Genomic DNA, 26,626 nt, shown 5'->3' on the forward strand with positions numbered 1-26,626 from the left:
TTCAGATATGCAGTGAAGGATGAGTCAGACGATGCTGCTGAAGGATGTACTGACGCAGACGTTCGGTTTCGTCCTTGTCGCTCTGGCTCAACTCATAAGCGTAGAAACCCTGTTCGGTTTCACGCTCGAAGGTGCCGCGCAATGCAATCCGCTCATAACCTGACGGGCTGAACCACAACGCGAAATGCTTTGGCGCCTTGGTTTTGTTGCGAACTTCCAGCAATACCCCTTTGAACGATATTTCGTGCACCCACATCGTACCGGGTTGGCCCTTGGCATTTTCCAGCGCCACGGGTTCTTCGAGCGCCAGGCGCCATGGCCGAATCATCGGCCCGTCTTCATAGATGCTGGGGACACCGAGACGTAGATGCATGGCGTGAAATTCATCTTCCACCAGGTGCAGCGGGAAGGTCATTTGCTGATTTTCGAAAGTGGCCTGGATGGTGACTTGCTCATGAGCGGCCAGGCGTGTGAGCAAATCACGAATCTGCGAACCACCGTTGACGAGCAGGCTCGACGTCGCATCCCGCACATTGAGTTGCGGGTTGTGTTGCATGTTCTGGATAAAATCCAGCTCATCCTGCGTCAGGAGTGCGTCGCGCTGCATGATTTGCTCGAAAGGAATAATTACAAAGTCATCGGTGATTGTAGTAAATGACCACTAATTCGCTGTTTGGTTTGAGCCGTTCGTCGTTTTGAGTGCGACTATTTCTGCCTGTGCCTCGGCCAATTGCGCTTCCAGCTGCGCGACTCGCTGCTGCGCCTTGACCTGAACCGTGACGTCTTTCTGCACCCCGACGAAATAGGTCTGCCCGTCGTGCGGGTTTTTTACCGTGGAAAGCGACAGTTCGTTCCAGAACGGGGTGCCGTCCTTGCGGTAATTCCTGAGGATTTCCCGGCAGGAGCCACCACTGCCCAACGCCTGCCGAATCAAGGCGAGGGATGCCTGATCCCGGTCTCCTGCCTGCAAAAAACGGCAATCCTGGTAAAGGATTTCTTCGCTGCTATAACCGGTCAGGCGTTCGAATGCCGGGTTAACGTAAATCAGGATGTTGTCTTGCTCGCCTTCCTTTTCGGCAATCACGATGCCGTCGTTGGAAGCGTCGATCACCATTTGCAGTAGAGAGGCATTGATCATCGCAGAGTCCTTTGCGTATGGATTGATACACTGCATTCTAAAAGATCAATGAGGGCGGTGCTGTTAATATCTCGTACTTTTATTTAGATTCAGGATCAGATTGATGAAAGTCGCCATCCTTTCCGGCTCGGTGTACGGCACGGCTGAAGAAGTCGCCCGCCACGCTGCAAGCATTTTGAACGCCGCCGGTTTTGAAACCTGGCACAACCCCCGCGCGACACTCGCCGATGTTCAGGCGTTTGGCCCCGAAGCATTTCTGGCGGTGACCTCGACCACCGGCATGGGCGAGTTGCCGGACAATCTGCAGCCGTTGTATTTCGCCATCCGCGATCAATTGCCCGCCGCCTGGCGTGGCTTGCCGGGCGCGGTGATCGGTTTGGGCGACTCCAGTTATGGCGATACGTTCTGCGGCGGCGGTGAGCAAATGCGTGAATTGTTTGGCGAACTGGGCGTGCGCGAAGTCCTGCCGATGCTGCGACTGGACGCCAGCGAAACCGTGACGCCGGAAACCGACGCCGAACCTTGGCTGGCGGACTTGGTCAGCGTACTGCGGGACTGACTGGCCTTTATTGGCGGCAGTGCTCCGAGATGGATCCAGAGTCACCCGCGCACTGACTCGCTCGGCCATCAAGCTGGCTGCCAATGCAACTACCCGAAGTTCGAGGGCTGACTAGACTGCTGTAACGCAGCAAAAAACAATAAAAAACCAGAAGAATAAAAAAGGGAATTCTTGCCGTGAGCGTAGCCCCCGTCCAATCGCCACACAGCATCAAAGACAAAGTCAGTGCCGCCGAATGGCAGGCCCGCGTCGATCTGGCTGCCTGTTATCGTCTGGTCGCCCTGCATGGCTGGGATGACCTGATCTTCACGCATATTTCCGCCAAGGTGCCGGGCACTGAAGACTTCCTGATCAACCCCTTCGGGCTGATGTTCCATGAAATGACTGCATCGAGCCTGGTCAAGGTCGATCAGGCCGGCAACAAGTTGATGGACAGTCCTTACGAGATCAACCCGGCGGGTTACACCATCCACAGCGCCGTGCATGAAGTCCGTCATGACGTCGCATGTGTGCTGCACACCCATACGGCAGCAGGGGTGGCGGTCTCGGCGCAGAAGCAGGGCATCTTGCCGATCAGCCAGCAGTCCTTGTTTGTTCTGTCCAGCCTGGCCTATCACGCCTACGAAGGCGTTGCGCTGAACCATGAAGAGAAGGCGCGGCTGCAAGCCGACCTTGGGGAAAACAATTTCCTGATGCTGCACAACCACGGTCTGCTGACCTGTGGCGGCACCATCGCCGACACGTTCCTGATGATGTTTACCTTTCAGCGCGCCTGCGAGATTCAGGTGCTGGCGCAGAACGGTGGTGCGGAGCTGATCGCCATCGAACCGCAGATTCTGGCGGGCGCCAAGGCGATGATCGCCGGTGTCACCAAAAGTGCTCAAGGGATGGGCGGCGCGCTGGCTTGGCCGGCGCTGCTGCGCAAACTCGATAAACAAGACCCGGGTTATAAACTCTAAATGGCCCTCGCCGAGATTCCCCTGTGTGTCTGGCGCAAATGCGGCCAGACGTTCGTATTTCGCGGCGAGACTATCCGCTATTGGGCCGCGGGGCAGGGCGAGCCGCTGTTGCTGATCCATGGCTTCCCGACCGCCAGTTGGGACTGGCATTACCTGTGGCAACCGCTGGCGCAGCGCTATCGGGTGATTGCCTGCGACATGCTCGGCTTCGGCGATTCGGCCAAACCGGTGAACCACGACTACAGCCTGCTGGAACAGGCCGATCTGCAACAGGCTTTATTGGCGCATCTGAACGTTGAGCAACCCGTTCACGTGTTGGCACATGATTATGGCGACAGCGTGGCCCAGGAACTGCTGGCCCGGCACTATGAAACGCGCGCTGATATCGCCAGTTGCGTGTTTCTCAATGGCGGGCTGTTTCCCGAAACCCATCGCCCGGTGTTGATGCAAAAACTCCTGCTCAGCCCCTTGGGCTGGATGATCGGGCGAGCCTTTACCCGTGACGCGCTGGTGAAGAGTTTTCAGCAGGTGTTCGGTCCGAAGACCCGGCCCACGGAAAGTGAACTGGATGATTTCTGGAGCCTGGTGGACAGCAATCGCGGGCAACGGATCATGCACAAATTGATCGGCTATATCCCGCAGCGCCGTGTCCAGCGTGAACGTTGGGTCAGCGCCATGCAGCGCGGCGAGGTGCCGCTACGGGTCATCGATGGCGAGGTCGATCCGGTTTCCGGCGCGCACATGGTGGCGCGCTATCGGCAACTGATTCCCGACCCGGACACCGTGCTGCTGCCTGAGATCGGCCATTACCCGCAGATCGAAGCGCCGGCGCAGGTGCTCGAGCACTATCTGGAGTTTCGCGACCGGCTGGTTTCACCGCCGCTCAAAGTGGCGTGTTCCTGATTATCCCGCTGCCTTATCGTGCACCATTCAGCCCCCCCGTGTTTATTGTGACCGGCAGCCCCGTGCCTGACACTCGCACTCATTGTCCCCTTGGCCTGCTGGAGTTTCCCATGAATGAGTCTGTGCGCTTCGAAGATAAAGTGGTGATTGTCACCGGTGCGGGCGGCGGCTTGGGGCGGGCGCATGCGTTGCTGTTTGCCAGACAGGGCGCCAAAGTGCTGGTCAATGATCTCGGCGGTTCGGCTCAAGGTGAAGGCGCTAATGCTTCGGCGGCTGATCGTGTGGTAACGGAGATTCGTGAAGCGGGCGGTACCGCCGAGGCGAACCATGACTCCGTCACCGACGGTGACAAAATCGTCCAGAATGCCCTCGACACATTCGGCCGTGTCGATGTTGTGGTGAACAATGCCGGCATCCTGCGGGACAAGACCTTTCACAAAATGGACGACAGCGACTGGGACCTGGTTTACCGCGTCCACGTCGAAGGCGCCTACAAGGTCACCCGCGCCGCCTGGCCACACCTGCGCGAGCAAAACTATGGTCGCGTGATCTTCACCGCGTCGACTTCGGGTATCTACGGCAACTTCGGCCAGTCCAACTACGGCATGGCCAAACTCGGTCTCTATGGCCTGACCCGAACACTGGCCATCGAAGGCCGCAAGAACAACATTCTGGTCAACGCCATCGCCCCGACCGGCGGCACCCGCATGACCGAAGGCCTGATCCCGCCGCAAGTGTTCGAACAACTCAAACCGGAACTGGTCAGCCCGCTGGTGGTGTACCTGGCCAGCGAGCAGTGCCAGGAAACGTCCGGGCTGTTCGAAGTGGGTGGCGGCTGGATGGGCAAGGTGCGCTGGGAGCGTAGCCTGGGTGCAGGGTTTGATCCGCGGGTGGGGTTTTCACCGGAAGATGTGGCGGCGCATTGGCAGCAGATCTGTGATTTCGAAGGCGCGGCGCATCCGAAGGACAATATTGAGGCGTTGAAGGAAATGATGGAGAACTTGCAGAAGTATTCGATTTAAGGGCAGTGGTCCACCAAGCCATAGCATTTGGCTTGGTGGCTCCCAGATTTCAAACGTATCTTTTTTCTATGACGAACTGGGGCGCTTTCCAGTTCGGGCCTTTGATCGCGACTGGGCCTTCACCATTGGCCAGTACACCCTCCTCGAAAAGCCTTGCATAGGTTTTCAGCAGCTCGCCACTTTCAATGACTTCATATCGATAGCGTCCAAACATTCTGTCTAGAGATGGAATAGCGGAACCGAGTGCGAAAACAGTCAAAACATCTTCTACTGTTTCATTTTTAACTATTTGCTCGACGATGCTCACTGTTTGCCTCCTTTCAAAAAATTTTTGAAAAACACTTCATCTTGTCGGTCCGCAGCCGTTATTGCGTCTTTTGTGTAGAGCAACGACTCATCATCATGAAGTTTGAAATCTTCCAGGGTTGCTGTGTGCGCGTTGTTCCAGATAGGCAAATCTTTGTCGGGCTTGAAATCATCGCTGAGCCCCAACGCTCGAAACCTCTCAAGCTCCCTTATCTCATGAGTGTAGTAGCGCAGATCCGTGTCGGTGAGCTGCGAATATCCGTTAAGGATTTTCTCAAGGCGTTGCACCATGATGTCATTGGCATCGGATTGATCGAGCCGTGCGATGTGTAATTTCACTGCATCAATTCCGGTTTGGGTAATGACAGCCGTGCGCCAGTCCAGATCGAGTATCGGTCCACCCGCCAGTTCCGGATTGAAAAGACGCCCACTGTATTTACCTTTGACGGAAGCCCCTTGATAGGGACTGCTGATAACGACATACAGCGGCGCAATACCCGAATCATCCGGAAAGACGATGATGAACCTGTCCCAACCCTCCACAAGTATGGGATGCAAATCCAGACGCCCTTCGATCGGCACGATCGGGGCTCCGGAATACACGGCGGTATCAGCCTGAACAATCGGCCGTTCGGTCGAGCTGTTACCCGGCGTGACGGCGGGCGTCCAGGTTAGGGTGTTGGTTGGCGAGTCAGGCAGGCTGAGCCGATAAACGTTGTTCTGTGCGTCGAACGTTGCGTGCCTCACGGGAACGCTGGGGCGAATGTCGAACCCGTCGGCCGTGATGACAAACACCTCTGCGCCTGAGCCGATGGGTCTGTAGCCAATCCCGACCGGCAGATCCAGTGTTCCTTGTCGGTCCGCGATCGCTCGCAGTGACTGTGGGCTTTCTGACGTCAGTTCCGCGAGCGGTACGCTCATCGTAAAGCGTTCGCCGTTTCCCAGGCGCGAAGGCGTCAGCAGAGCGGCGAAACCGATCAGTACAGAGCCCAGTGTCGCGGCGCCTGCCGCAGTTGCCACCTGCAATGCCGAACGCAGTGCGGTGAGTATCGCGGCCGATGTTTCGGGAGCGAGGATGACCGCGGTCGAGGCGAAGGAAAATACCGGGCTGGAAGAAGCTGTCGCTCCCAGAGCGGGATATACATGCAGGGCTGCCAAAGCCGCCTGCTGTTTCTCGTGCTCCTGCCGTTCAGCTTCAACACGAAGCAATTCTTCCTGGCGTTGAGCCTCGGCCAGTGCTGCAAGCTGTGCTTGTTCGGCAGCCACTTGTCGCGCGGCGGCTTCGGCGGCAACGAGTGCTTGTTCGGTAGCCAGTCGTTGGGCTTCAGCCAGCACCGCAAGGCGTGCCTGCTCTCGAGCAAGGGTCTGCGCTTGCTCGTTGATCCGTGCCAACTCGGCGGCGATCCGTCGGGCTTCCTGCTCCGCTGCGATTCGCGCCTGATCTTCGGCCTGCACAGCAGCCAGCCAGTTGAGCACGTTGATATGTTGCTGATTGAGAAGCTGGATGGCTTGGCTCAGAAGCCTCGCTTCATGAGCTGCCCGGCAGGATTGACTCCACAACTCCCGCACTCCGGCTGACCGGTCCGTACGCCGGATAGCCGAGGCCTGATTCAGAAAGTCATTGAATTTTTTGCCAAGTGGATCACTTCCATAAAAGCGGTTGGCGATGGCGGTCTGTCTGTGAAGTTCTGCAGTCTTGCGTTGAATCAGCGTGTTTCTGACACCCAGTTCGCGAACCAATGCCGCCGCTGGCGGTAGAGAATGCGTTGGGCCTTCCAGCCGTGTCGCGGCCAGCTCGGCCTCAATTGATTGTGGTAATAATGTGGACTTTGCGCCGAACTCTTGTTCAAGGGCGATCTGAGTGTTGTACATTATTTCGCGGGTTTTATGATTGGCCCCTGCCGGCCCGAACATACCGCTAAATGAATAGCCCTGCGTGGTGTCCTTAAAGGGGTCCCAGTTATTTGGGGGCTCTGCAGTAATATGTGTTGCATCAAGAATCAATGGCGGTTTTTGCATATTCAATTCCTTTGAATTTGCTGTTCAGGGTTTTGATGTGATCAATGGATATAGGTTTGGAAGATGTTCCGACTTGTCGCAGTAGAGAGTGCTCGTCCGTTGATGGATAAGTTATTACTTTACGTTACAGTGGATTTGGAAGTCATGGGGCCGAGAAGTGCGTAAGAAAGCACTCGGGTAATCGAGAGAAGTTTCCTTGATTGAATAAATAATTAGAAATGTCTTTATCTTGAGGAGGATGTTTCTTACCCGCTACAGCGAAACATCTTGTAGGAACACTTGTAGAAGCCTGATTGCCAGACAAATCCATCACCCATAAAAAAGGCCGCTGCAAACGCAGCGGCCAAAGTAAGACGTTGGATCAAGGAGCAACAAATCAACGTCAGTGAACACGGGGCGATGAGTCGAAAAAATACGCTTCAAATCATCTGGATACTGTCGCCAACGGGGGGGCTATCATCCCCCGTCGCTTCATGCTTTCAGGCCGTTTGCCGTGAAAGCCCGGCAAGAATAAGGGCTTGAGCACAAAGGAAAAATAGCGATTCCAGACATGCACTGTTGCAGTCTCAGCAACAGTCGCAGGCTGACCCCTGTAGCAGCTGCCGAAGGCTGCGTTCGGCTGCGAAGCAGTCGTAAACCCTGAATCCACAATGTGCCTGACGGAACGCAGTGCCTGATTTTGCGGCTGCTGCGCAGCCGAACGCAGCCTCGCGAGCTCGGCAGCTGCTACCAGCGAACGCAGCCAGCGGCAGCAGCTACACGTCTTGCTTCATCCATGTCCCATGCGCTGCGCTGATAACCCTCCATCCAGCCCATCCATACCCTGCGCAAACCCCCGTCCCATGCGGGCATTCATCCTTTGGAGGTACAACGCGAATACCTCCTTGGTGCGCTTATCGCTCCCGGCGCGCGGCAGTAGGGTGGGGCCTTCTGTCACTCACCGGGGAAGACGCATGACAAAAACAACAATGCGCGCCATCTTCAAACCGCAAGCGCTGGCCGCTGCGGTGGCCTTGGGTTGCTGTGCCCAGGCACAGGCGGTTTCATTCAACATCGGCGAAATCGAGGGGCAGTTCGATTCCTCGTTGTCCGTCGGCGCGAGCTGGGGCATGCGCGATGCCGACAAGTCGCTGGTGGGCACCGTCAATGGCGGGACCGGCCAATCTTCGACCGGTGACGACGGACGCCTGAACTTCAAGAAAGGCGAGACCTTCTCCAAGATCTTCAAAGGTATCCACGACCTTGAATTGAAGTACGGCGACACGGGTGTGTTCGTCCGTGGCAAGTACTGGTACGACTTCGAGCTCAAGGACGAAGACCGTGAGTTCAAGCAGATCAGTGACAACGGCCGCAAAGAGGGCGCCAAGTCTTCGGGCGCGCAGATCCTCGATGCATTCGTCTATCACAATTATTCCATTGCCGATCTGCCGGGCACCGTGCGCGCCGGCAAACAGGTGGTCAGCTGGGGTGAAAGTACCTTCATCGGCAACTCGATCAACAGCATCAACCCGGTCGACGTTTCCGCGTTCCGGCGCCCTGGCGCGGAGATCAAGGAAGGCCTGATTCCGGTGAACATGCTGTTCGCTTCTCAGGGCCTGACCGACCAGCTCACGGTGGAAGGTTTCTACCAACTGGAGTGGGATCAGACGGTTCTCGACAACTGCGGCACCTTCTTCGGCGTCGACGTGGCAGCGGACGGTTGCAACACCGGTTACACCGTCGGCAGCCCGGCGATTGCCCCGTTGGCGCCGCTGGCGGCAGCCTTTGGCCAACCGATACAGGTCTCCCGCGAGGGTGTGATCATTCCTCGCGGCGGCGACCGCGATGCCCGGGATTCGGGGCAGTGGGGCACAGCCTTGCGCTGGCTCGGTGACGACACCGAATACGGCCTCTACTTCATGAACTACCACAGTCGCACACCGACCGTCGGCACCACCACCGCCGGACTGTCGACACTGGCCAGCCTGCCGGGCATGGTCAGCATTGCCAACCGTCTGGCTCCGGGCAGCGGTTCGGGCCTGGCGCAAAGCGTGATGCTCGGGCGCGGCCAGTACTACCTCGAATACCCGGAAGACATTCGTCTGTACGGTGCGAGCTTCTCCACCACTTTACCCACCGGCACTGCCTGGACTGGCGAAATCAGTTACCGGCCCAACGCTCCGGTGCAGGTCAACACCAACGACCTGACCCTGGCGTTGCTTAACCCGATCGCGGGCGGCGCCGCATCGCCTGTCGCGACCCGGCCAGGTGCTGACAACACCGGTTACCGCCGCAAGGAAGTGACCCAGGTCCAAAGCACCCTGACGCACTTCTTCGACCAAGTGTTGGGCGCTCAACGACTGACCCTGGTCGGTGAAGCTGCGGTGGTACGAGTCGGTGGTCTGGAGTCGCGGAGCAAGCTGCGTTATGGCCGTGATTCGGTCTATGGCCAGTACGGTTTCGGTGGCGATACCGATGGCTTCGTCACCTCAACTTCCTGGGGCTACCGCGCCCGGGCGATTCTCGATTACGCCAACGTGATCGGCGGAATCAACCTCAAACCCAACCTGTCCTGGTCCCATGACGTCGCCGGCTACGGTCCCAACGGGCTGTTCAACGAAGGCGCCAAAGCGGTCAGCGTCGGTGTCGATGCCGATTACCGCAACACCTATACCGCGAGCCTCAGTTACACCGACTTCTTCGGCGGTGACTACAACGTCCTGGAAGACCGTGACTTCCTGGCGCTGAGCTTCGGTGTGAACTTCTGATCTGGCTGAGAAGGATGATGTTAATGCGCAAGATGATTCTGCAATGCGGCGCCCTGGCCCTGAGCCTGCTGGCCGCCAACGTGATGGCGGCAGTCTCGCCGGAAGAAGCCAACAAGCTCGGCGCGACCCTCACGCCACTGGGCGCCGAGAAGGCCGGCAACGCCGACGGCTCGATCCCGGCCTGGACCGGTGGCATCCCAAAAAACGCCGGTGCAGTCGATGGCAAAGGCTTCCTGGCTGACCCGTTCGCCAGCGAAAAACCGTTGTTCACCATCACCGCCGCGACTGTTGATAAGTACAAGGACAAGCTTTCGGATGGCCAGGTGGCGATGTTCAAACGCTACCCGGAAACCTACAAGATCCCGGTCTACCCGACCCATCGCACCGTGGCCCTGCCGCCGGAAATCTACGAATCGGCCAAGCGCAGCGCGCTGAACGTGACCAGCATCAACGACGGTAACGGTCTGGCCAATTTCACCGGCAACCGCTACTACGCATTCCCGATTCCGAAGAACGGCGTCGAGGTGCTGTGGAACCACATCACCCGTTACCACGGCGGCAATCAGCGACGCATCATCACCCAGGTGACCCCGCAGACCAACGGCAGCTACACGTCGATCCGCTTCGAGGAAGAAATCGCCGTACCGCAACTGATGAAGGATCTGGACCCGGACAAAGCCGCCAACGTGCTGACCTTCTTCAAGCAGTCGGTGACCGCGCCGGCGCGGTTGGCGGGGAACGTGCTGCTGGTGCACGAAACCCTTGATCAGGTGAAAGAGCCGCGGCTGGCGTGGATCTACAACGCCGGTCAACGTCGGGTACGTCGTGCGCCGCAAGTGGCCTACGACGGTCCGGGCACCGCCGCTGACGGCCTGCGCACCTCGGATAACTTCGACATGTTCTCCGGTGCACCGGATCGCTACGACTGGAAACTGATCGGCAAAAAGGAAATGTACATTCCCTACAACAGCTACAAACTCGACTCACCGAGCCTCAAGTACGATGACGTGGTGAAGGCCGGGCACATCAACCAGGACTTGACCCGCTACGAGTTGCACCGGGTCTGGGAAGTGGTCGGCACGGTCAAGCCGAGCGAGCGACACATCTACGCCAAACGCCATATGTACCTCGATGAAGACAGCTGGCAAGTGGCGCTGGCGGATCATTACGACGGTCGCGGTCAACTGTGGCGGGTGGGCGAAGGTCACGCCCAGTATTACTACGATCACCAGACTCCGGCCTACACCTTGGAGGCGCTCTACGACATCATTGCCGGTCGATATATTGCCCTGGGAATGAAGAACGAAGAGAAGCACAGCTTCGAATTCGGCTTCGACGCCAAGTCTGCGGACTACACCCCGTCGGCCCTGCGCGCCGAGGGTGTTCGGTAAGGGTTTTGATACATCGGCATCACGAGAGGCGACCTGCGTGTCGCCTTTTTTATGGGCGCCAATCAGCGTCCTGAATACTTCTCAACAAGCGGGTTGGAGAGGGCTAGGGTGGCCGGACAATTATAAAAAGGCACGCCGCAATGACCGCCATGACTCCGTGTCTGGACCGTTCTGGATTCCTGCCCCGCCTGTCCTCTCATCACCTGTCGCGGGCTCGCTTGAGCGAACCGTTACTGGCCTCAACGGCACGGGTTAAGTTGCTCTGCGCACCCGCTGGCAGTGGCAAGAGCGCGCTGCTCGCCGAATGCCTGTTGCAGGCGCCAACCCAGTGTCGAGTGCATTGGTTGCCATTGTCCGGGGTGGCGTCGAGCGCGGCGGATTTTCGTCATCGTCTGGCAGAGACGCTGGAGCTGGCCTCATCGGATGAAACCGGATTGCTGGGTGACCTGGCGCGATTGCAGACGCCGACCTGGCTGTTTCTCGATGACTATTGCCGCCTGCCGAATCCGGAGCTGGACCAGTTACTGGATCGTATGCTGGCAATCAGCAGTCCGATGCTGACCTGGTGGTTGGGTGCTCGTCGCCGGCCGCAATGCAACTGGCCAAGGTTGCTGCTCGATGACGAGTTGTACGACTGCGAAAGCGCCTCGCTGGCATTCATTCCAGGTGAAGTTGAGCAGATATTGCAGCCCTGGGTACCGGAGCAGGCCAGTAAGGTGGCGAGTCGCATCATCCAGCGCACCGGCGGCTGGTGTGCCGGTGTGCGGATTGCATTGCTGCACAAGTGCGACTGGTCGCGTCAGGACAAACCCCTGGGACGGGCGGACACCTTGCTCGATTACCTGGAGCATGAGTTGTTCAGCTCGCTGACGCCTGAGCTGAGCGAGGTCTGGCGCGTACTGGCTCACTTGCCACGCTTTAATGCCCGGCTGTGCGATCACCTGTTCGGGGCCGGGGAGGGCGCTCAGTACTTGCGGACCTTGCAAGCGCTAGGTTGCTTTATCGAACCTTGGAAAGACTCCACCGACTGGCTACAGATTTTCACCCCGTTCACTCAGTTGTTGCGCGATGAGCAATGGCCGGCGGGCCGCTCCTGGCATCGGCGTGCCTGCCAATGGTTCTGTGCCGAACAGGACTGGAAGTCGGCCTTCGAACAGGCATTGCTCGCCGAGGAATACGAAGTGGCGGTCAGCCTGTTGCAACACTTCAGTTTCGAGCATTTGTTCGAGGAGCAGACGGTGGTGTTGTTGTTGCGTTTGCATGAGCAGCAAGGCGGGGAACTGACGTTGGGCAGCCCGCAATTGGTCGGATTGATTACAGCTGCGCTGTTGTTCGCCGGACGTTTCGAACAGGCGACCGATTGCATCGCACATTTGTCGCGCTTCATGCCGCAGCCGTCAGCACTTCTGCAGCAGCAGTTGATCGCACGATGGCGAGCGCAACAGGGTTGGTTATTGCATTTGCAGGGGCGTATGGACTGCTCGCGCGCGCATTTTATCGACGCACTGAGCGAGCTCGGTCCGGACCTCTGGACCGTGCGTTTGATATGTCTGTCCGGTTTGACGCAACAGGCGCTGCTCAGGGGCGAGCTCGACGTGGCCCAGGCCATAAACCGTGAGGCGTTGTGCCTGGCGCGAGCCCAGGGTTCTCTGGTGTTCGAAGGTTTGCTGGAACTCGATCATGCGCAATTGCTGGAGCAACGGGGCGCGGCGCTGCGGGCCGAAAGTCTGCTGACCAATATGCATGAATTACTCAGCCGGCAGCCTGATCGGCCCACGCCGTTACTGGGGCGAATTGCGTTACGCCGAGGGCGACTGGCCCTGCTCCAGGGACAGGACGAACGTGCAGGGGAGTTCTTTCAGACCGGGGTGGAGGATTGCTTACGCAGCCACGATAAACGGGTGTTATACGGCTTTCTCGGTCAGGCGCAACTGGCCGCCAATCGAGGCGACTATGGCCAGGCTTTTGTCCATCTGCGTGACGCCGAACGGCTGATGCAACAATGGCAGATTCCGGACGAGGTCTACCGTGGCGTGCTGTTGCAGGTCAGTAGTCATTTCTGGTTGCAACAGGGACGCCCCGAATTGGCCCATGAAGCGTTGAGTCGTGTGCTGCGGCACTATCGCGGACCGCAGGCTCGACAGGCCCCACCTGCCACACTGCAGTTGATTGCGCGCGTCGAGTATCAGTTGATATTGGCGCAATTTCATTTGAAGCAAACAGACGATTCTGTTGTCCGCTTACAGGCTCTGTTAGATCAGGCGCAACACAGCGGGATGCGTGGGCTGGAAGCAGAGCTGCATTTTGCGGTGGCCGAAGTGGCATGGTTAACGGGCGAGCGCATCTTGATGCTCGATTCGCTACTCGCAGGTCTGGAGCTAGTCAAACACTGCAATCTGAAACAGGCTCAGCAGGAACTACTGTTGCGTCAGCCTCATTTGTTGAAAGCTATAACGGAGGTGGAGTTGACATTCGAGCAAGCTGTGCCCGTCGTCGATAGCCAACTATTGAGTAGACGTGAAACGGAAGTGCTTGAGTTGGTTGCACAGGGACATTCCAATCAGCAGATTGCCGAGAAATTATTTATTTCATTGCATACGGTAAAAACTCATGTAAGAAGAATTCATGGGAAGTTGGGTGTTGTGCGCAGGACGCAAGCCGTTGCAAAGGCGAGGTTGTTGGGCGGGTGTGGATAATTAAGTTGATACATATATTCAGGGCGGGAAAGGTTACGAATTGTGTTGGTTTGAGTGTCGAAATGTTTTATTTCTGTTGTTAATAATTTGAATGCTATTGCGGGTTTTATTTAAAGGAGAATTCGACTAGTTTGAGTCCTGATTAAATGGCATGGCGCTATTTTTATAAAAGGAAGTTTTAAACTATGATCGAGAATAAACGTTTGTTCGCATATGAAAACAATGTTCTGAATTCATCGATGTATTCAGCTGAGGGTATGCAGCGTTTCAAGGAGCTGGAATCGAGTCTTATCGACAGTGAGAACGCACTGATAAATGCACTGGGCGAACACGCTTCTCTCAAGGCATTTGCCCGGATGCGCATTAAAGCATGGGCCAATAGCGCAATGGGCACGTCTCTGGAACCGGATGAAATTATAGTAAAGTCACAATACATTCTAAAAGTTGGCGGGCGTGAAATCGTTCAGGACGATCAGCGTTCGCTGACAGAGTTTGTTATTTTTGGCCTGCATGATCAGTACGCTCGTTCCAGCCTGGCTTTCGAAGGCAATCAAGTGCCGACCGGGCTCACTCGGGGGCGTCTGGAAGGCTGGTTGGCAAATGTCGATGTGCGTTCGGATTTTGCTGCATTGTGGGTGCATTCCCCATCGCAGCCGGTTATTAATGCCATGCAAGAACGAATGGCCAGACATATCGAATTCTCCACGTTCCGTCACCAAAATGAACGCTATTACCAGCCTCTTGATGCTCTTCAGATCAATCAATATCTGGCAGGCGCTTCACATATATCGATGAGTGGAATCATTTTTCCCAATTCCGGTGCCCCCATGAAAAATATGTGGGTGTTCGCGGATAAACGCACACCCGGGATTAATAATATTTTGTACGCGCCCCAGGCTCCGGATGGAGTAGTCTGGCGCACATTTAGAGAGGTTGTCGAACTCGAAAGTCACATCGTTGCATGGGCGAGACAATATCCTGACTTCATCGATTCTCACGTTATCAGTCTCCAACGAACGACAGCACATCAATACATGCAGGAGGTCATCAGTCACAACAGACAGTGGCGAAATGGCGATGTCAGACTTACGGCTATGCAATCAGAACCCGGTCGACCTCTATCGGGAGCCGCGGCCAGTGATTTGAGATGGCAGGCCTTCGAAGCAATTTCCGTAGCACCTGCAGAATATCGTCGATTACCGATTTCCGTTCGTCAGGAATTTGCTCGACTACATACAGAGTTAGCAGCGCTTTACACCGTTGAAAGCCTTGATGTCGGATTTATGTCCTATGAGCAGTTTACTTATGACTTGATTAAGTCGAGGGTGGAAGGTGTTCTGCAAGATCGCGGTGAAGTGGTAAAGGTAGATCCAGACAAAATTATCGTCGAGCTGACGCCGAGCGAAAAAATGACACTCACGTCGCTGATGATCAATGAAAAACACTTCGATGCGTATGAGCGTGAGGGCATGACATCAAGCGGTTATCCGCGCTACTACGTAATGGCAGGGCACCCCGTTCTGAAGAGTCTGGATATCCGTGACATTGCAAACTGGACCAAGTTACGGCCAGGTGAAAAGTACATCAATATGCTGAAGGACCGCTTTCTGAATCCAAACGATTCAGCGTATACATTTAGGCGCGAAGTTCATTTTGAACGCCAGCATACAGAGATGTATCGAGCGGCGTTGGCGGAACGCTTCAGTGGAGGGCTGACCAGTGATCAGTTCAATCGAATAAAACAGCTGATTATTTCTCTGGAGAAGTCGCAAGCTCATTTGACGCATCCGCTTGGCGATGCGCCGTCTCTTGAAGACAGTGTTTATCGCTTCCATTTCGGCAGGCGTCGACCCGTAAAGGGAGTTTATGTTTTCAGGATAACCGAAGATTGGCTCTATACCCCTCATGCGCCAGACGGCAAGTGGTTCCGTCCGCTGGATCATATTGTGAACGCGATACGCTACGGGGCTTTGACCGAGTACTTCCTGGATCGAGTCCGGCTCATCGATCAACCCGCAGTCAATGAATACTTTGATGCAGTGCGTGACATCAAAAGGAGAACCGCGGCTCCGGGGTTGGAAATAGGTAGCCGTGTTCGGGATATCTATACTTCTTACAATGACATGGTTCAGTTCGTTATCGATGATGTAGATTTCAAGACTACGAGTTTGGCGGAAATTATCAGCGCACTGGTTTACAAGAACGTCATGCTGGCTGCTACGGTGATCAGCATCGTTATCCCCCCGGTAGGTCTGGCAGCCAGCGCAGTGAAGATCACCAAAAGCCTATTGGAGGGGGCTCAATCCTGGCATCTCGCAGACAGGGATGCGGCTTTTACCAGTTTCCAGGAGGCTCTGATTGAGTTGGCGACTCTTGGGTATGGCAAGTACGAGAAGTTGGGGGCGACATCGGTGACGAAAACCCAGAAAACACTGATCGGGTTTATCAAGGATGCGAGGAAAGTTGCTGAAATGGTATCGACGGCTACCGGACAGAAGATCGATCACGAGCTGTTGAAAGAAATCGTTGACGATGTTCTTGCGGAACTGGGTTCTGGCGGCAGCAAGACGACCGTGCGTTAAACGGCGATAGCAGTCCTACGCATAATTGAACGTCAAATAGGGTGGGCTACCGGTTCATACCCCATCCGCCAACTCACGGCCCGGGTCGCCGCCAGCAACCGCTGCGCCGCCGGGCCGTTTTCGTCGGCATGGAACAACGAGGTCGGGCCAACAATGGTCATTACTGCCGCCACCTGCCCAATAGCGTTGAACACCGGCGCCGACAAGGCATCGACTCCCGGCATCAGTAAACCATGCACATGGTGCAGACCGCGGTCGCGGATCTGTTCGCACAAAGTCGCATAGGCCTGATCATCCGCCAAGGCATGGGAGTTGCCGGTTTGCAGTTCTCGCTCGCGCAAGTCCATGGTTTCGCGCTTGGGCAGATAAGCACCGAACACTAAACCTGTGGACGAACTGAGCAATGGCAACACCGAACCCAATTGCGTCACCACCGTCACTGCGCGTATAGCCGGCTCGATATGCACCACCGTCGCGCCCAAATTGCCCCATACCGCCAAAAAACAGGTTTCGTTCAGATCGTCTCGCAGTTCGGCCAAGGGCAGGGCAGCGACTTTCAGCACGTCCATACTGTTCAGGGCTGCCAGGCCAACCCGAAGCGCTTCGCGGCCCAGACCGTAGTGGTTGGTGGCCGTGTTTTGCTCGGCAAACCCGCTGGCGATCAGCGCCTGCAAATAGCGGTGAACCTTGCTCGCCGGCATCTGTACGTGTTCGGCCAGGCGTGACAACGAAGTCGAGGGCGACAGCTCGGCAAGCGCCTTGAGGATGTCGGTACCGACTTCGGCCGAGCGGACTTTCTGTTTACCGTTGCTTTCGCTGGTCATGGAGGCGGAGTGATCCCGGGACGAATGGGCGTCTTTATAGCTTGACGGTCAATACCAATCAAATTACGTTATGCGTAATCGAATTACGATAAAAATAACCCAGGCGTGCCAAGACCTCTTCAGCAGAGTGACAGGCCATTGCCTACTCCCGTTCAGGAGGCTCCATGAACCTCGATTCAACGGCGCCAGCGCTGGCTTATCAGTCAGGCTTTGGCAACGAATTCAGCAGCGAAGCGTTGCCGGGCGCACTGCCCGTCGGCCAGAACTCCCCGCAAAAAGCCCCTTATGGCCTGTACACCGAACTGTTCTCCGGTACGGCCTTTACCATGCCTCGCAGCGAAGCACGGCGGACCTGGATGTACCGCATTCAGCCGTCGGCCAATCACCCGGCATTCGTCAAACTGGATCGGCAACTGGCCGGCGGCCCACTGGGTGAAGTGACCCCCAATCGCCTGCGCTGGAACCCCTTGGACATTCCGACCGAACCCACCGATTTCATTGACGGGCTGGTGAGCATGGCCGCCAACTCGGGCGCGGAAAAACCGGCCGGGATCAGTATCTATAACTACCGCGCCAATCGCTCCATGGAGCGCGTGTTCTTCAACGCCGACGGCGAACTGTTGCTGGTGCCGGAACTGGGCCGCTTGCGCATCGCCACCGAACTGGGCGTGCTGGAGTTGGAACCGCTGGAAATCGCCGTTCTGCCGCGCGGGTTGAAATTCCGCGTCGAACTGCTCGACTCGCAAGCCCGCGGCTACATCGCCGAAAACCATGGCGCGCCTCTGCGCCTGCCGGACCTGGGGCCGATTGGCAGCAATGGCCTGGCCAACCCCCGCGATTTCCTGACCCCGGTGGCTCATTACGAGAACCTCAAGCAACCGACGACCCTGGTGCAGAAGTTCCTCGGCCAGTTGTGGGGTTGCGAGCTCGATCATTCGCCGCTGAACGTGGTCGCCTGGCACGGCAATAACGTGCCGTACAAATATGACCTGCGCCGTTTCAACACCATCGGCACGGTCAGTTTCGATCACCCGGATCCATCGATTTTTACCGTCCTGACCTCGCCGACCAGCGTGCATGGTTTGGCCAACCTGGACTTCGTGATCTTCCCGCCACGCTGGATGGTCGCCGAGAAAACCTTCCGTCCACCGTGGTTCCACCGCAACCTGATGAACGAATTCATGGGCCTGATCCAGGGCGAGTACGATGCCAAGGCCGAAGGTTTCGTGCCTGGCGGCGCCTCGTTGCACAGCTGCATGAGCGCCCATGGCCCCGACGGCGAGACCTGCACCAAGGCGATCAACGCGGAACTGGCGCCGGCTAAAATCGATAACACCATGGCCTTCATGTTCGAGACCAGCCAGGTGTTGCGCCCGAGCCGATTCGCCCTGGACTGCCCGCAACTGCAAAACAATTACGACGCCTGCTGGGCCACGCTGCCCGCCACTTTCGACCCTACCCGGAGATAACCCATGACTCAGACTTCCATCACTCGTAGCTGGGTTGCCTCCGCCAACGGCCACGCGGATTTCCCGCTGCAAAACCTGCCGTTGGGCGTGTTCAGCGTGAAGGGCTCCGCGCCGCGCAGTGGCGTGGCGATCGGCGACCATATTTTTGATCTGGAAGCGGCACTGGATGCTGGCCTGTTCGATGGCCTTGCGAAGAGAGCAGTCGAAGCCACCCGTGGCGGTCAATTGAATGCGTTCTTCGAATTGGGCCGCGAGGCTCGTGTCGCTTTGCGCGAACGCCTGCTGGAACTGTTCGCCGAAGGCAGCACCCTGCACGGCAAAATCGAGGCCCAAGGCGCAAAACTGCTGCCGCTGGCGGCGGATTGCGAAATGCACCTGCCGGCGAAGATCAACGACTACACCGACTTCTACGTGGGCATCGAGCATGCGCAAAATGTCGGCAAACTGTTCCGCCCGGACAACCCGTTGCTGCCGAACTACAAGTACGTGCCGATTGGTTATCACGGCCGCGCTTCGACCATTCGCCCGTCCGGCACTGATGTGCGTCGTCCGAAAGGCCAAACCCTGCCGGCCGGCCAGACCGAGCCGACGTTTGGCCCGTGCGCACGTCTGGACTACGAACTGGAATTGGGTATCTGGATCGGTCAGGGCAACGCGATGGGCGACTCCATCGCCATCGGTGACGCCGCCGACCACATCGCCGGTTTCTGTCTGCTCAACGATTGGTCGGCGCGCGATATCCAGGCTTGGGAATACCAGCCGCTGGGTCCGTTCCTGTCCAAGAGTTTCATCACCAGCATTTCGCCGTGGGTGGTGACGGCCGAAGCGCTGGAGCCGTTCCGTCGTGCGCAGCCTGCGCGCCCGGAAGGCGATCCGCAGCCGTTGCCGTACCTGTTCGACAAACGCGATCAGGCCGCCGGTGCCTTCGACATCGAACTCGAAGTGCTGCTGCTGACCGAGTCGATGCGCGAACAAAATCTGCCAGCCCATCGCCTGACCCTCAGCAACACCCAACACATGTACTGGACCGTTGCACAACTCGTTGCGCACCACAGCGTCAACGGCTGCCAGTTGCAGGCCGGTGATCTGTTCGGTTCGGGCACGCTGTCCGGTCCTGAAAGCGGTCAGTTCGGCAGCCTGCTGGAAATCACCGAGGGGGGTAAGAAGCCGATCGAACTGGCGTCGGGCGAGGTGCGTAAATTCCTTGAGGACGGCGACGAAATCATTCTGCGGGCGCGTTGCAGCCGCGAGGGTTTTGCTTCCATCGGTTTCGGCGAATGCCGTGGCAAAGTGCTGCCAGCGCGCTAAGAGGATCGGGTCATGGAACTCTATACCTACTACCGCTCGACCTCGTCTTTCCGGGTGCGCATTGCGTTGGCGCTCAAGGGGCTGGATTACCAGGCGCTGCCGATCAACCTGATCGCGCCGCCAGGTGGCGAGCATCGGCAGCCGACGTATCTGAGCATCAACCCGCAAGGCCGGGTGCCAGCCTTGCGCACCGACGAAGGCGAATTGCTGATCCAGTCACCGGCGATCATCGAGTACCTGGAGGAACGTTATCCACAGGTGCCGTTGCTGTCCAAAGATCTCGCTGCCCGCGCTCATGAGCGTGGCGTGGCGGCGGTGATCGGTTGCGATGTGCACCCTCTGCACAACGTCAGTGTGCTCAACAAACTTCGGCAGTTGGGGCACGATGAGCCGCAGGTGGTTGAGTGGATCGGTCACTGGATCAGCCAAGGGTTGGCGACGGTGGAGCAATTGATCGGTGACACCGGTTATTGCTTTGGCGATCAACCGGGGCTGGCGGACGTCTACTTGATCCCGCAGCTGTATGCAGCCGAGCGCTTCAATATTTCTTTGGAAGCCTACCCGCGAATTCGGCGAGTGGCGGCGCTGGCAGCGACACATCCAGCCTTCTTCCTGGCCCATCCGGCGAATCAGCCCGATACCCCGTAAAACCTTACACCGACCCCGTAGGAGCGAGGCTTGCCCGCGAAGAACGATAACGCGGTGATCCTGATAGACCGAGGCGTCTGGTTCGCGGGCAAGCCTCGCTCCTACAACGGGCGGTGATTAGTGCACGACCGAATTGGGTGGTAGATGCCCTAATCGTTCAGTCAGGCGAATCCGCTGGATCGGATCGTCGCTGAGCAGCAGCGCATGCTCCAGGTCAAAGCGCTCGGCATTCGGGCAGTCCAGTCGTTGATAGAGGCTGGCCCGCGCCAGGTAGTCGGAGGCGCTGGCGTTGCCCAGTTCAAGCACGCGCTCGGCGTCGATCAGGGCGTCGATATAATCATCGTTCGTGAGGTACAACTGGCGCAGGTTGCGCGACAGCCGTTGCAGCATCTGCACCGGTTCAGCCGTCAGTAAATGCTCGGCGCTGAGCTGCATGTTCGGGCCGTACTGGCGTTGCAGCAGTTCGCGGCAATCATTGGGGTACAGCCGTCGCCCGCCGCATGGGTCGAGCAGGTGATCGGCACCTTGCACCCGCAGCAGGAAATGCCCGGGAAAGTTGACCCCGACCAGGGGAATCTCCAGCCTTCTGGCCAGTTCCAGCGCAATCAGGCCTAGCACCAGCGGTTGCCCCCGCCGACGTTCCAGCACTTTATTGAGTAACGCCACTTGCGGGCGCAAGGGCGTGGAGTCGTCCTGGGCGAACCCCAGGTCATTCATTCGCCGCAATAACGGTTGGGCCAATTCATTCACCGGCAGCATCGGCAACCCATAGCTGACTCTCTGTTGCAGGTCCTTGAAGTCCGCCAGTACCGCCTCGGGATTCAACTCCTTATCGTGTTCGACGGCCATCCACAGCGCCGCCTCGAACAGCGCGGGCGGTGATCGTTGCAGACAGTCGAAAAAACGTTGGCGCGGGGTCATCAAAATCTCCGGGGAATGCCTCGTTTTAGCCCCGTCTCAGGCTTTCGTCCAGTGCTGCACACAGGCGGTAACAGGTTATGTCCGAAAGCGTTCAAAGCCGCGCCGCTTATTCCGGTGCGCTTCTGCAATTTTTGTGCGCAAGCCTATACTGGCGACTACAAGAAGTGATTCGGGAGCCCTACGATGTTCGCTCTCATGCAAAGCACTCGCCTTGAATCGCTGCACCTGAGCGTCGATCCGGTCACCGGATTGAAGGCGGTGATTGCCATCCACAACAGCCGTCTGGGACCTGCCCTGGGCGGGTGTCGTTACCTTGCTTACCCCAGCGATGAAGCCGCGATCGAGGATGCTGTGCGCCTTGCCCAAGGCATGAGTTACAAGGCGGCCCTGGCCGGCCTGGCTCAGGGCGGTGGCGTTGCGGTGATTCTTCGCCCGGCCCATGTGGAAAACCGCGCCGCGCTATTTGAAGCCTTCGGGCGCTGCATTAACGAACTCGACGGTCGCTACATCACCGCCATCGACGCCGGAACCTCGGTGGCGGACATGGATTGCATCGCCCAGCAAACCCAATTCGTCACCAGTACCACCGCCGCTGGCGACCCGGCACCGCACGCCGCCATGGGCGTATTCGCTGGTATTCGCAGCACTGCCATGGCCCGTTTGGGCAGCGATAATCTCGAGGGCTTGCGCATAGCTATTCAAGGTTTGGGCAATGTCGGTTATGCCTTGGCCGAACAGTTGCACGCGGCCGGTGCAGAGCTGCTGGTCAGCGATATTGATCACGGCAAAGTGCAATTGGCCATGGAGCAATTGGGGGCTCATCCAATCGCCAACGATGCGCTGCTCAGCACACCGTGCGACATACTCGCGCCCTGCGGCCTGGGCGGTGTGCTTAACAGCAACAGTGTGGCGCAACTGCGCTGCGCGGCGGTCGCAGGCTCGGCAAACAACCAATTGATCCATCTCGAAATTGCCGATCAGCTGGAGCGCCGGGGCATTCTGTATGCGCCCGATTACGTGATCAATGCCGGCGGGCTGATCTACGTGTCGCTCAAACACCGCGGCGAAGAGCTGACAACCATCACCGCGCACCTGTCGAAAATCAGTTCACGGCTGACCGAAGTCTTCGCCCATGCCCAGGCGGAAAAACGCTCCCCGGCCCGGGTCGCGGATGAGCTGGCGGAGAAAGTGCTGTACCGGTGAGGCTGTATGGGTGAAAAGTTTGAATCGATAAAGGAGTGAGAGTCTATCCGGCCGACTTGCTCCCCAAGCCCAGCGCCACAAACGTCGGGCCTGACAATTGCACGCTGACCCCGCGTGCCAGGAGCCCTGTGATGCCTCACAAGGTTGAGCTGCCGTACACCCGATTTTTATCCCCTGATGGCCAGTTACTCGGCAATCTTCCCGACTGGGCCGACGATTTCAATCTGTTGACGCGCCTGTATCGGCAGATGGTCCTGACCCGCCTTTTCGATCAGAAAGCTGTCGCCTTGCAACGCACCGGGCGCATCGGTACCTACGCGCCGACCTTGGGCCAGGAAGCCATTGGCGTTGCGGTCGGCAGCCTGATGCACGCCGAAGATGTCCTGATCCCGTATTACCGCGACACCGCTGTGCAGTTGATGCGCGGTGTGCGCATGGAAGAAATCCTGTTGTATTGGGGCGGCGATGAGCGTGGCAGCGATTTTGCCGACCCGGCGGTCGCTGAGGATTTTCCGATCTGTGTGCCGATCGCCACCCAGGCCCTGCATGCCTGCGGCGTCGCCAGCGCATTCAAGATCCGCGGCGAGCATCGGGTCGCCGTCACCACCTGCGGCGATGGGGGAACCAGCAAAGGTGACTTCCTCGAGGCCCTCAATGTTGCTGGCGCCTGGCAGTTGCCGGTGGTGTTTGTGATCAACAACAACCAATGGGCGATCTCGGTGCCGCGACGCATTCAGTGTGGTGCCCCGACCCTGGCGCAGAAAGCCATTGGCGCCGGCTTCCACGGCGAGCAAGTCGACGGCAATGACATCCTCGCCGTTTATGATCGCGTGCAAGCGGCGCTCGAACGGGCGCGCCACGGCAAAGGCCCGGTGTTGCTCGAATGCCTGAGCTATCGCCTCGGCGATCACACCACGGCCGACGACGCCACGCGCTACCGTTCGGCGGACGAGGTCAAGCAGGCCTGGCTCGAGGAACCGATCAAACGCCTGCAACGCTTCATGGCCGGGCAGGGCGTGTGGGACGAAGGCCGCGAACAGGCGCTGATCAGCGAATGCCAAGGCTTGGTGCAGGGAGCTGTGGATAACTTCGAAGCGGCGGGCCTGCAGGCGCCGGAATCGGTGATCGATCATGTCTACGCCCAGTGGCCGCAAGCCCTGGCCGAGCAGCGCGAAGAGTTTCTCGAACGGGTGGCGCGCCGGACGGGAGGTTCGGGCCATGAGTAACGGTAAGGTGACGCTGCTGGAAGCGGTGAATCTGGCGTTGCATCGGGCCATGAGTGAAGACGAAAACGTCATCGTCCTCGGTGAAGACGTCGGGGTGAACGGTGGCGTGTTTCGCGCCACGCTGGGCTTGCGCGACAGCTTTGGTTTCAAGCGGGTGATCGACTCGCCACTGGCCGAAACCATGCTCGGCGGGCTGGTGGTGGGCATGGCGGCCCAAGGCCTGAAACCGGTGGTGGAAATCCAGTTCATGGGTTTCATCTACGCCACCATGGAGCACCTGGTGTCCCACGCCAGCCGCATGCGCAACCGCACGCGCGGGCGGATCACCTGCCCAATGGTGCTGCGCACGCCCATGGGCGCAGGGATTCGCGCGCCGGAGCATCACAGCGAAAGCACCGAAGCCCTGTTCGCGCATATTCCGGGTTTGCGGGTGGTGATCCCGTCTTCGCCGGCCCGGGCCTATGGCTTGTTGCTTGCGGCCATCGACGACCCGGACCCGGTGATCTTTCTCGAACCCACCCGACTCTATCGCATGAACCCGCAACCGCTGCTGGACGACGGTAAACGCCTGCCGCTGGACAGCTGCTTCACCCTGCGTGAAGGCAGCGACATTACCTTGATCAGTTGGGGCGCCAGTGTGATGGAAACCCTGCAAGCCGCCACGGCGCTGGCTGAGCAGGGCGTCTCGGCGGAAGTGATCGATGTCGCCAGTATCAAACCGCTGGACCTGGACACGATGGAAGCCTCGGTGCGCAAGACCGGTCGCTGTGTGATCGTGCATGAAGCGCCACGCTCCTGCGGGGTCGGCGCGGAAATCGCCGCGAGCCTTTATGAGCGGGTATTTCTGGAGTTGCAGGCACCGATCCAGCGAGTCACCGCGCCGGACATTCCGCCGCCGCTGTATCGACTGGAATCGCTGTACATGCCCGGCATCGAAGACATTCTTCATGCCTGCGACACCGTCATGCAGCACTACCCCTGAAGAGACGCCTGAGGCCGAGGAGGTTGCGATGAAATATTTCAAACTGCCGGATCTGGGCGAAGGCTTGCAGGAAGCGGAAATCGTCCGCTGGCACGTCAAGGTTGGCGATACCGTCAAGGCCGACCAACTGCTGGTGTCGGTGGAAACCGCCAAAGCGCTGGTGGATATTCCCGCACCCTACGACGGCGTGGTGGCGAAAACCTTTGGTGGCGAGGGCGACATCCTTCACGTTGGCGAACCCCTGCTCGGTTACGAAGGCGAAGCGGATGCGGGCACTGTGGTCGGGCGGCTTGAGGGCGGCAGCACAAATCAGGAAGATGCATTTTTCATTGGCGCTGCGCCTTCGACTCGTGAGCACTTGGCGAACCGTGCCACGCCGGCGGTGCGTCAATTGGCTCGGCAGCTCGGCGTTGAACTGAGCGGCTTGACGGGCTCCGGCCAGGACGGCCTGATCACCCGCAGCGACGTAGAGAACTCGGCCCAGACGGAACGCGAACGCTTCGGCGGCGAGAAGCTGCGCGGAGTGCGACGCAGCATGGCGCTGAACATGGCCAGGTCCCATGCCGAAGTGGTGCCGGTGACGATTTTCGGTGATGCCGATCTGCATCGCTGGGGGCTGGCACGAGAACCGCTGATTCGTCTGGCCAAGGCGATGGCGGCGGCCTGCGCCGTAGAGCCGGTGCTCAACAGCGCCTTCGATGGAAAAAACCTGTCGCTCAAGCAACACGAACGGCTCGATCTGGGCATTGCCGTGGATACGCCGGACGGCTTGTTCGTGCCGGTGCTGCGCGATGTCGGCCAGCGCACGGCGGCGGATTTGAAAGAAGGTGTGATGCGTCTGCGGGCCGATGTGCAGGCGCGCTCGATCCCGCCCCAGGAAATGATGGGCGCGACCCTGACCCTGTCGAACTTCGGCACCTTGTTCGGCCGCTACGCCAACCCGGTGGTGGTGCCGCCGCAAGTGGCGATCCTCGCCGCCGGGGCGATCCGCGATGAACCGGTGGCGGTCGAGGGGGCAGTGGTGGTGCATCCGATCCTGCCGCTGTCCCTGACCTTTGATCATCGGGTGGTCACCGGTGGCGAGGCGGCGCGGTTCTTCAAAGCGTTGGTCGAGGCGCTGGAACAACCCGAGGTCTAGGTTTCCCGCAGGCATGAAAAAGGCCCTGAGCCATTTGGACTCAGGGCCTATTCAATTCGGGCATTGCTTACTTGGGTGTCTTGGCGGCTTTGGCTGGCTTGGTCGGCTCAGCGTCCGTCACTTCAACAGGTGCAGCAACAGGTACAGCTGCTTCAACAGGTTCCGTGACTTCGGCGGGTGCATTGAGCAGTTCGGACAGTGCGTCCGGCTGGCTCTTGAATGCCTTGGCGAATACATCACGGTTCTTCGCCATGTAGATCCCGGCTTCTTCCACTTGCTGTTCGGTCAGGGACGGAACGGCTTTTTGCAACACTTCAGCCAGCAATTCGGCCAGTTCGAGCATTTTGTCATGACGGTCAGCTTCGGCTTTATCCATGAACAAGCGCTCCAGATCTCGGCTGCTGCGGTATACCACTTCGACGGCCATTCACCACCTCACATGCCTTCACATTAGTTGTCTGTTTCGACCACTGTATTTATATACAGCGAAAAGGATAAGCGAATCCCTGCGCTTTGGGTAGTGGCTTTTTAATGTAGACCGAATTCAGGGTTTGTCAGGTGGACCGTGTCGTCCTCATTCGCGGG

21 protein-coding genes and 1 pseudogene are annotated in these 26,626 nt (G+C 58.2%); 15 read left to right on the forward strand and 7 right to left on the reverse strand.

Annotated features, from left to right (window positions below):
• Position 1: 1 nt before the first annotated feature.
• Positions 2–607, reverse strand: a complete 606-nt coding sequence (locus tag PSH97_RS04375) for a hypothetical protein (protein ID WP_305448242.1) — start codon at positions 605–607, stop codon at positions 2–4.
• A 54-nt stretch (positions 608–661) separates the two neighbouring features.
• Positions 662–1,138 carry a PAS domain-containing protein gene (locus PSH97_RS04380; RefSeq protein ID WP_305448243.1) on the reverse strand — a complete coding sequence of 159 codons (477 nt, stop codon included), beginning with the start codon at positions 1,136–1,138 and terminating at the stop codon, positions 662–664.
• Positions 1,139–1,241: 103 nt separating this feature from the next.
• Between PSH97_RS04380 and PSH97_RS04385 the strand changes: the two genes are divergently transcribed.
• From PSH97_RS04385 to PSH97_RS04400, 4 genes are all read left to right on the forward strand, one after another.
• Entirely contained in the window at positions 1,242–1,697 is a 456-nt protein-coding gene (locus PSH97_RS04385) for a flavodoxin (RefSeq protein ID WP_305448244.1), read from the forward strand.
• A gap of 176 nt (positions 1,698–1,873) precedes the next feature.
• Positions 1,874–2,656 (forward strand): class II aldolase/adducin family protein, encoded by a 783-nt coding sequence (locus PSH97_RS04390; RefSeq protein WP_305448245.1) that lies wholly within the window; start codon positions 1,874–1,876, stop codon positions 2,654–2,656.
• Positions 2,657–3,559: an alpha/beta fold hydrolase gene (locus PSH97_RS04395; RefSeq protein ID WP_305448246.1), complete on the forward strand. Its 903-nt coding sequence runs from the start codon at positions 2,657–2,659 to the stop codon at positions 3,557–3,559.
• 110 nt (positions 3,560–3,669) lie between these two features.
• A complete protein-coding gene (locus tag PSH97_RS04400; protein ID WP_305448247.1) occupies positions 3,670–4,581 on the forward strand; it encodes an SDR family oxidoreductase in 912 nt (303 codons plus the stop codon).
• A 49-nt stretch (positions 4,582–4,630) separates the two neighbouring features.
• Here PSH97_RS04400 and PSH97_RS04405 read toward each other — a convergent pair whose 3' ends face one another.
• Both PSH97_RS04405 and PSH97_RS04410 read right to left on the reverse strand, forming a co-directional pair.
• A complete protein-coding gene (locus tag PSH97_RS04405) occupies positions 4,631–4,888 on the reverse strand; it encodes an immunity protein (protein WP_305448248.1) in 258 nt (85 codons plus the stop codon).
• A complete protein-coding gene (locus PSH97_RS04410) occupies positions 4,885–6,906 on the reverse strand; it encodes an S-type pyocin domain-containing protein (protein WP_305448249.1) in 2,022 nt (673 codons plus the stop codon). The genes PSH97_RS04405 and PSH97_RS04410 overlap by 4 nt, the downstream gene beginning before the upstream one ends.
• A gap of 953 nt (positions 6,907–7,859) precedes the next feature.
• Here PSH97_RS04410 and PSH97_RS04415 point away from each other — a divergent pair.
• The 4 genes from PSH97_RS04415 (at position 7,860) to PSH97_RS04430 (ending at position 16,322) form a co-directional block, all read left to right on the forward strand.
• Complete coding sequence (locus tag PSH97_RS04415; RefSeq protein WP_305448250.1) at positions 7,860–9,653, forward strand: DUF1302 domain-containing protein; 1,794 nt, start codon at positions 7,860–7,862, stop codon at positions 9,651–9,653.
• 23 nt (positions 9,654–9,676) lie between these two features.
• Complete coding sequence (locus tag PSH97_RS04420) at positions 9,677–11,044, forward strand: DUF1329 domain-containing protein (protein WP_305448251.1); 1,368 nt, start codon at positions 9,677–9,679, stop codon at positions 11,042–11,044.
• A 140-nt stretch (positions 11,045–11,184) separates the two neighbouring features.
• Positions 11,185–13,740 carry a LuxR C-terminal-related transcriptional regulator gene (locus PSH97_RS04425; RefSeq protein ID WP_305448252.1) on the forward strand — a complete coding sequence of 852 codons (2,556 nt, stop codon included), beginning with the start codon at positions 11,185–11,187 and terminating at the stop codon, positions 13,738–13,740.
• 185 nt (positions 13,741–13,925) lie between these two features.
• Entirely contained in the window at positions 13,926–16,322 is a 2,397-nt protein-coding gene (locus PSH97_RS04430) for a hypothetical protein (protein ID WP_305448253.1), read from the forward strand.
• A 32-nt stretch (positions 16,323–16,354) separates the two neighbouring features.
• Here the strand turns inward: PSH97_RS04430 and PSH97_RS04435 are convergent, their stop codons facing one another.
• Positions 16,355–17,146 (reverse strand): IclR family transcriptional regulator, encoded by a 792-nt coding sequence (locus tag PSH97_RS04435; protein WP_305448254.1) that lies wholly within the window; start codon positions 17,144–17,146, stop codon positions 16,355–16,357.
• Between the two features lie 164 nt (positions 17,147–17,310).
• On the opposite strand from PSH97_RS04435, the gene hmgA reads away from it, so the two are divergent.
• Genes hmgA through maiA form a run of 3 tightly spaced genes read left to right on the forward strand, consistent with a single transcriptional unit; the run spans position 17,311 to position 20,571 of the window.
• Complete coding sequence (gene hmgA / locus PSH97_RS04440; protein WP_305448255.1) at positions 17,311–18,615, forward strand: homogentisate 1,2-dioxygenase; 1,305 nt, start codon at positions 17,311–17,313, stop codon at positions 18,613–18,615.
• 3 nt (positions 18,616–18,618) lie between these two features.
• Positions 18,619–19,923: a fumarylacetoacetase gene (fahA, locus tag PSH97_RS04445; RefSeq protein ID WP_305448256.1), complete on the forward strand. Its 1,305-nt coding sequence runs from the start codon at positions 18,619–18,621 to the stop codon at positions 19,921–19,923.
• A gap of 12 nt (positions 19,924–19,935) precedes the next feature.
• Entirely contained in the window at positions 19,936–20,571 is a 636-nt protein-coding gene (maiA, locus tag PSH97_RS04450) for a maleylacetoacetate isomerase (RefSeq protein WP_305423437.1), read from the forward strand.
• Between the two features lie 117 nt (positions 20,572–20,688).
• Here maiA and PSH97_RS04455 read toward each other — a convergent pair whose 3' ends face one another.
• Positions 20,689–21,492, reverse strand: a complete 804-nt coding sequence (locus PSH97_RS04455) for a SirB1 family protein (RefSeq protein ID WP_305448257.1) — start codon at positions 21,490–21,492, stop codon at positions 20,689–20,691.
• 183 nt (positions 21,493–21,675) lie between these two features.
• On the opposite strand from PSH97_RS04455, the gene PSH97_RS04460 reads away from it, so the two are divergent.
• From PSH97_RS04460 to PSH97_RS04475, 4 genes are all read left to right on the forward strand, one after another.
• On the forward strand, positions 21,676–22,695 hold the full coding sequence (locus tag PSH97_RS04460) for a Glu/Leu/Phe/Val dehydrogenase family protein (protein ID WP_305448258.1): 1,020 nt from the start codon (positions 21,676–21,678) through the stop codon (positions 22,693–22,695).
• A 131-nt stretch (positions 22,696–22,826) separates the two neighbouring features.
• Entirely contained in the window at positions 22,827–23,921 is a 1,095-nt protein-coding gene (gene pdhA / locus PSH97_RS04465; RefSeq protein WP_407682165.1) for a pyruvate dehydrogenase (acetyl-transferring) E1 component subunit alpha, read from the forward strand.
• Positions 23,914–24,903, forward strand: coding sequence for an alpha-ketoacid dehydrogenase subunit beta (locus tag PSH97_RS04470; protein WP_305448260.1), 990 nt, complete (start codon positions 23,914–23,916; stop codon positions 24,901–24,903). Before pdhA ends, PSH97_RS04470 begins: the two co-directional genes overlap by 8 nt.
• 28 nt (positions 24,904–24,931) lie before the next feature.
• Positions 24,932–26,041 (forward strand): dihydrolipoamide acetyltransferase family protein, encoded by a 1,110-nt coding sequence (locus PSH97_RS04475; protein WP_305448261.1) that lies wholly within the window; start codon positions 24,932–24,934, stop codon positions 26,039–26,041.
• Between the two features lie 172 nt (positions 26,042–26,213).
• Here PSH97_RS04475 and PSH97_RS04480 read toward each other — a convergent pair.
• Positions 26,214–26,468 (reverse strand): annotated as a pseudogene (locus PSH97_RS04480) (YebG family protein); the annotation flags it as partial.
• Positions 26,469–26,626 lie beyond the last annotated feature (158 nt).

This window comes from Pseudomonas cucumis, assembly GCF_030687935.1.
In the GTDB taxonomy this organism is placed as follows: domain Bacteria; phylum Pseudomonadota; class Gammaproteobacteria; order Pseudomonadales; family Pseudomonadaceae; genus Aquipseudomonas; species Aquipseudomonas cucumis.

Bases quoted from the DNA above. Each gene is read 5' to 3' on its own strand.
- PSH97_RS04375 (WP_305448242.1), bottom strand. From the start codon at position 607: ATGCAGCGCGACGCACTCCTGACGCAGGATGAGCTGGATTTTATCCAG.
- PSH97_RS04380 (WP_305448243.1), bottom strand. From the start codon at position 1,138: ATGATCAATGCCTCTCTACTGCAAATGGTGATCGACGCTTCCAACGAC.
- PSH97_RS04385 (WP_305448244.1), top strand. From the start codon at position 1,242: ATGAAAGTCGCCATCCTTTCCGGCTCGGTGTACGGCACGGCTGAAGAA.
- PSH97_RS04395 (WP_305448246.1), top strand. From the start codon at position 2,657: ATGGCCCTCGCCGAGATTCCCCTGTGTGTCTGGCGCAAATGCGGCCAG.
- PSH97_RS04400 (WP_305448247.1), top strand. From the start codon at position 3,670: ATGAATGAGTCTGTGCGCTTCGAAGATAAAGTGGTGATTGTCACCGGT.
- PSH97_RS04410 (WP_305448249.1), bottom strand. From the start codon at position 6,906: ATGCAAAAACCGCCATTGATTCTTGATGCAACACATATTACTGCAGAG.
- PSH97_RS04415 (WP_305448250.1), top strand. From the start codon at position 7,860: ATGACAAAAACAACAATGCGCGCCATCTTCAAACCGCAAGCGCTGGCC.
- PSH97_RS04420 (WP_305448251.1), top strand. From the start codon at position 9,677: ATGCGCAAGATGATTCTGCAATGCGGCGCCCTGGCCCTGAGCCTGCTG.
- PSH97_RS04425 (WP_305448252.1), top strand. From the start codon at position 11,185: ATGACCGCCATGACTCCGTGTCTGGACCGTTCTGGATTCCTGCCCCGC.
- PSH97_RS04430 (WP_305448253.1), top strand. From the start codon at position 13,926: ATGATCGAGAATAAACGTTTGTTCGCATATGAAAACAATGTTCTGAAT.
- PSH97_RS04435 (WP_305448254.1), bottom strand. From the start codon at position 17,146: ATGACCAGCGAAAGCAACGGTAAACAGAAAGTCCGCTCGGCCGAAGTC.
- hmgA (WP_305448255.1), top strand. From the start codon at position 17,311: ATGAACCTCGATTCAACGGCGCCAGCGCTGGCTTATCAGTCAGGCTTT.
- fahA (WP_305448256.1), top strand. From the start codon at position 18,619: ATGACTCAGACTTCCATCACTCGTAGCTGGGTTGCCTCCGCCAACGGC.
- maiA (WP_305423437.1), top strand. From the start codon at position 19,936: ATGGAACTCTATACCTACTACCGCTCGACCTCGTCTTTCCGGGTGCGC.
- PSH97_RS04455 (WP_305448257.1), bottom strand. From the start codon at position 21,492: ATGACCCCGCGCCAACGTTTTTTCGACTGTCTGCAACGATCACCGCCC.
- PSH97_RS04460 (WP_305448258.1), top strand. From the start codon at position 21,676: ATGTTCGCTCTCATGCAAAGCACTCGCCTTGAATCGCTGCACCTGAGC.
- pdhA (WP_407682165.1), top strand. From the start codon at position 22,827: ATGCCTCACAAGGTTGAGCTGCCGTACACCCGATTTTTATCCCCTGAT.
- PSH97_RS04470 (WP_305448260.1), top strand. From the start codon at position 23,914: ATGAGTAACGGTAAGGTGACGCTGCTGGAAGCGGTGAATCTGGCGTTG.
- PSH97_RS04475 (WP_305448261.1), top strand. From the start codon at position 24,932: ATGAAATATTTCAAACTGCCGGATCTGGGCGAAGGCTTGCAGGAAGCG.